Origin of the sequence: Pseudomonas sp. UBA6315, assembly GCF_002438125.1 — a bacterium.
GTDB classification, from domain to species: Bacteria; Pseudomonadota; Gammaproteobacteria; order Pseudomonadales; family Pseudomonadaceae; genus Aquipseudomonas; species Aquipseudomonas faucium.
In genome coordinates, this window is the sequence record NZ_DJTF01000055.1 from 1 (window position 1) to 4,859 (window position 4,859).

At 62.6% G+C, this 4,859-nt stretch carries 7 protein-coding genes; 1 reads left to right on the plus strand and 6 read right to left on the minus strand.

Annotation, left to right across the window (positions count from 1 at the left end):
- Window positions 1-49: 49 nt before the first annotated feature.
- The 6 genes from iscA to trmJ all read right to left on the minus strand — a co-directional run bounded on the left by iscA (window position 50) and on the right by trmJ (window position 4,326).
- On the minus strand, window positions 50-373 hold the full coding sequence (gene iscA, locus B3E94_RS06560) for an iron-sulfur cluster assembly protein IscA (RefSeq protein ID WP_286912791.1): 324 nt from the start codon (window positions 371-373) through the stop codon (window positions 50-52).
- Between the two features lie 35 nt (window positions 374-408).
- A complete protein-coding gene (gene iscU, locus B3E94_RS06565) occupies window positions 409-795 on the minus strand; it encodes a Fe-S cluster assembly scaffold IscU (protein ID WP_007929523.1) in 387 nt (128 codons plus the stop codon).
- A 46-nt stretch (window positions 796-841) separates the two neighbouring features.
- Entirely contained in the window at window positions 842-2,056 is a 1,215-nt protein-coding gene (locus B3E94_RS06570) for an IscS subfamily cysteine desulfurase (RefSeq protein ID WP_176515330.1), read from the minus strand.
- Window positions 2,057-2,109: 53 nt separating this feature from the next.
- Window positions 2,110-2,601, minus strand: coding sequence for a Fe-S cluster assembly transcriptional regulator IscR (gene iscR / locus B3E94_RS06575; RefSeq protein WP_043196984.1), 492 nt, complete (start codon window positions 2,599-2,601; stop codon window positions 2,110-2,112).
- 180 nt (window positions 2,602-2,781) lie between these two features.
- Window positions 2,782-3,567, minus strand: a complete 786-nt coding sequence (cysE, locus tag B3E94_RS06580; RefSeq protein ID WP_286912804.1) for a serine O-acetyltransferase — start codon at window positions 3,565-3,567, stop codon at window positions 2,782-2,784.
- Window positions 3,568-3,570: 3 nt separating this feature from the next.
- Window positions 3,571-4,326 (minus strand): tRNA (cytosine(32)/uridine(32)-2'-O)-methyltransferase TrmJ, encoded by a 756-nt coding sequence (gene trmJ / locus B3E94_RS06585; protein ID WP_176515326.1) that lies wholly within the window; start codon window positions 4,324-4,326, stop codon window positions 3,571-3,573.
- Between the two features lie 151 nt (window positions 4,327-4,477).
- On the opposite strand from trmJ, the gene B3E94_RS06590 reads away from it, so the two are divergent.
- The coding region (locus tag B3E94_RS06590) for an inositol monophosphatase family protein (protein WP_286912806.1) at window positions 4,478-4,859 on the plus strand (382 nt) is incomplete at its 3' end.

Here is a 4,859-nt window from a genome sequence, read left to right on the forward strand (position 1 = left end):
GGCTGGAGATCAAACAGAGCGAAATGACAAGGAGTACCCACAGCCAGCCTCAGACGTTGAAGCTTTCGCCGCAGCCACACTCACCGCGCACGTTGGGGTTGTTGAACTTGAAGCCTTCGTTCAACCCTTCCTTGACGAAGTCCAGCTCGGTGCCGTCGAGGTATACCAGGCTCTTGGGATCGATGATCACCTTGACGCCGTGGTTCTCGAACACCCGGTCTTCGGCGGCGAGCTCGTCAACGAACTCCAGCACGTAGGCCAGGCCCGAGCAGCCGGTGGTGCGCACGCCCAGGCGAATGCCCTCACCCTTGCCGCGCCCGTCGAGGGAGCGGCGAATGTGGTTGGCGGCGGCTTCTGTCATGCTGATAGCCATCGGAACTCCTTGACTCTTACCTTGCAACGGGCGGCTTAGATCAAGCCTTTCTTCTGCTTGTAGTCGCGAACGGCTGCCTTGATGGCATCCTCGGCGAGTACCGAGCAGTGGATCTTCACCGGCGGCAACGCCAGTTCTTCCGCCAGCTGGGTGTTCTTGATGGTTTCGGCTTCGTCCAGGGTCTTGCCCTTCATCCACTCGGTGGCGAGGGAGCTGGAGGCGATGGCCGAACCGCAGCCGTAGGTCTTGAACTTGGCATCTTCGATGATGCCTTGCTCGTTGACCTTGATCTGCAGACGCATCACGTCACCGCACGCTGGGGCGCCGACCATGCCGGTACCGACATCCGGATCCTCGGCATTCATCTTGCCGACGTTGCGTGGGTTTTCGTAGTGGTCGATGACCTTTTCACTGTATGCCATGGTGCAATTCCTTCCTCATCAGGGAGCCGCTCTTGCCGGCGACTGCTTAGTGGGCGGCCCACTCGATCTTGGAGATATCGACGCCGTCTTTGTACATGTCCCACAGCGGCGACAACTCACGCAGTTTGTTCACCGCCTCGCAGACTTTCTGCGCGGCGTAGTCGACTTCTTCTTCGGTAGTGAAGCGGCCGAAGGAGAAGCGGATCGAGCTGTGCGCCAGCTCGTCGTTACGGCCCAGCGCGCGCAGTACATACGACGGCTCGAGCGAGGCGGAGGTGCAGGCCGAACCGGACGATACGGCGATGTCCTTGAGCGACATCAGCAGCGACTCGCCTTCGACGTAGTTGAAGCTCAGGTTCAGGTTGTGCGGCACGCGGGCGGTGCTGCTGCCGTTGACGTACAGCTCCTCGAGGTCCGAGACCTGCTTGAAGAAGCGGTCGCTCAGGGCCTTGATGCGCACGTTTTCGGCGGCCATTTCCTGCTTGGCAATGGCGAAGGCTTCGCCCATGCCGACGATCTGGTGGGTTGGCAGGGTGCCCGAACGCATGCCGCGCTCATGGCCACCGCCGTGGATGATCGCTTCCAGGCGCACACGCGGCTTGCGGCTGACGTACAGCGCGCCGATGCCTTTGGGGCCATAGACCTTGTGCGCCGAGAACGACATCAGGTCGACCTTCAGCTTTTGCAGGTCGATTTCGACCTTGCCGGCCGACTGCGCGGCATCGACGTGGAACAGCACGCCGCGCGAGCGGGTCAGTTCACCGATGGCGGCGATGTCGTTGATCGAGCCGACTTCGTTGTTCACGTGCATCAGCGAGACCAGGATGGTGTCGTCGCGCAGCGCCGCCTCGACCTGGGCCGGGGTGACGATGCCGTCTTCGCCTGGCTCGAGGTAGGTGACTTCGAAACCTTCACGCTCGAGCTGGCGAGCGGTATCCAGGACCGCCTTGTGCTCGATCTTGGAGGTGATGATGTGCTTGCCCTTGGTCTGATAGAAGTGCGCAACGCCTTTCAGGGCGAGGTTGTCGGACTCGGTGGCACCGCTGGTCCAGACGATCTCGCGCGGGTCGGCGTTGATCAGCTCGGCCACCTGGCGACGGCCGTTCTCGACCGCTTCTTCGGCCTTCCAGCCGAACACGTGGGAACGCGAGGCCGGGTTACCGAAGTTTCCATCGACCAGCAGGCAGTCGGCCATCTTCTGGGCGACGCGGGGATCGACCGGGGTGGTCGCGGAGTAATCGAGGTAGATCGGCAACTTCATTGAGTATCTCCTATCAGGCGGTGGCGTCGCTCGTCGTCACTGTTGACAAAGGGTCAGTCGACGGCGGACGTCTCAATCTTGTCCAGCTGGGCAGTACGGCCTGCGACACGACGCAGGTCCTGGCGCTGGGCGACTTCCTGCACCTCACGGCGCTTGACGAGGTCGGCCAGGCTGATGCCGCTGAGAAATTCATGGATCTGCTGGCTGAGGTCGCACCACAGGTGGTGGGTCAGGCAGGTGTCACCGGCATGGCAATCCCCGAGGCCCTGGCAACGGGTGGCATCGACCGATTCGTTGACCGCGTCGATGACCTGGGCCACCTGGATGGTTTCCATGCCGCGCGACAGCTGATAGCCACCACCCGGGCCGCGCACACTGGAGACCAGGCTGCTGCGGCGCAGCTTGGCGAACAGCTGCTCCAGATAAGAGAGGGAAATGCCCTGGCGCTCGGAAATGTCGGCCAAAGACACCGGCCCATGCTGCGCGTGCAACGCCAGGTCAAGCATGGCAGTCACGGCGTATCGGCCTTTGGTAGTCAGTCGCATGGCTAATGGGTACCACGGGAGTTACAGGATGTGTGCGAGTATGCGATTCCCGAGCATTTAAGTCAACTATTAGACCTACTGCTTTAGTCGGGTTTGGCATCTGGGAGGCGGGCGCGATTGTAGCAGCAAAGGGGCGTGAGCACACGCCCCATATGTCAGCGCAGGTTCAGCGGGGCGTTTTCAATGCGACTGAGTGTCGCGCTGGGCCGCCGGCGCCGCTTCGCTGAAGTCGTCTTCCGGCAGTGCCGGCAACTCCTTGGCACAGTAGTCACTGCCCATCTTGGTCAGCGCGCCGCACATGCCCTCCAGGCGCTCGTCCACTGCCTGCAGATGGTCGAGCATCTGGCCAATGGCCCGGGCCACCGGGTCGGGCATGTCGCCGCTGACGCCATAGGCGTCGAAGCCGATCTTCTCGGCCATGGCCTTGCGCCTGGCCTCGAGCTCACCGTCTTCGCTCTTGACGATGATCCGCCCCGGAATGCCCACCGCAGTAGCGCCGGCCGGCACCGCCTTGGTGACCACCGCATTGGAGCCGATCTTGGCCCCGGCACCGACGGTGAACGGCCCCAGCACCTTGGCGCCGGCGCCGACCACCACGCCGTTCTCCAGGGTCGGGTGGCGCTTGCCCTTGTTCCAGCTGGTGCCACCCAGGGTCACGCCCTGATACAGCGTGACATCGTCGCCGATCTCGGCGGTTTCGCCGATGACGATGCCCATGCCATGGTCAATGAAGAAGCGCCGGCCGATGGTGGCGCCGGGGTGGATCTCGATGCCGGTCATCCAGCGCCCGAAGTTGGACACCAGGCGCGCCAACCATTTGAAGTCGCGCTTCCACAGGGCATTGCCCAGGCGGTGCAGCCAGATCGCGTGCATGCCGGGGTAGCAGGTCAGCACCTCGAAGGCGTTGCGCGCCGCCGGGTCGCGGTGGAAAACACTCTGGATATCTTCACGCAGACGTTCGAACATCTGTCAGTCCTTCCTTTTATGCGCATCGCCCCGTGCGACCTTCTGGGTCTCGGTGAGGATGCCGCGCAAAATGCTCATTTCCGGACGCTCGACCGAGCTTCGCCCATATAGCCGGCGCAGGCGCGCCATCAGGTGCTTGGGCTTCTCGGGATCAAGGAAGCCGATGTCCACCAGGGTTTTTTCCAGGTGTTCATAGAACAGCTCCATTTCATCCATGGTCGCCAGCTCGCTGGCGTCGACCTTCTCCGCTTGCGGCGCCGAGCCTTCGACTGCCAGCCAGGCCATGCGCACCTCGTAGGAGAGCACCTGGACGGCGGCAGCCAGATTCAGCGAACTGAAGCCGGGGTTCGAGGGAATGTGCACGTGGAAGTGACATCGCTGCAGTTCTTCGTTGGTCAGCCCAGCGTGCTCGCGGCCGAACACCAGGGCGATCTCTTCGCCGCCGGTGCCGTGCGCCACCGCCTTGGCCCCGCACTCGCGGGGGTCGATCAGCGGCCAGGGGATGCTGCGCTCACGGGCGCTGGTGCCCATCACCAGGCTGCAGCCGACCAGCGCGTCTTCCAGGCTGTCGACCACCTGGGCATTGGCCAGCACGTCGTCGGCGCCGGAGGCGCGCGCGCTGGCGTCAGCGGCCGGGAACTCTTTGGGCTGCACCAGCACCAGGCGCGACAAGCCCATGTTTTTCATGGCACGCGCAGCGCCGCCGATGTTGCCGGGGTGGCTGGTATTGACCAGAACAACACGAATATTTTGCAGCAAGGTGTTGTGCTCACAGATGCGGGTTTTGAGGGTTTCGATCTTACAGAACCGACCAGCGTAACGCCATGAAAGCAAATGTGACACTTCTGCCGCCAAAATTTTCTGCTAGAATGTTCGGCTTTCTTCTTTAACATCTCCAGGTGACCCGCCCATGCAGCCTATGCTGAATATCGCCCTGCGCGCCGCTCGCAGCGCCAGTGAACTGATCTTCCGCTCCATCGAACGCCTGGATACCATCAAGGTCGACGAGAAAGAGGCCAAGGACTACGTCTCCGAGGTTGATCGCGCCGCCGAACAGAGCATCGTCAACGCCCTGCGCAAGGCGTACCCGAACCACTCCATCCAGGGTGAAGAGACTGGCCTGCACGCGGGCACCGGCGAAGAAGGCAAGGACTACCTGTGGATCATCGATCCGCTGGACGGCACCACCAACTTCCTGCGCGGCATCCCCCACTTCGCTGTCAGCATCGCCTGCAAATACCGTGGCCGCCTCGAGCACGCCGTGATCGTCGACCCGGTACGCCAGGAAGAAT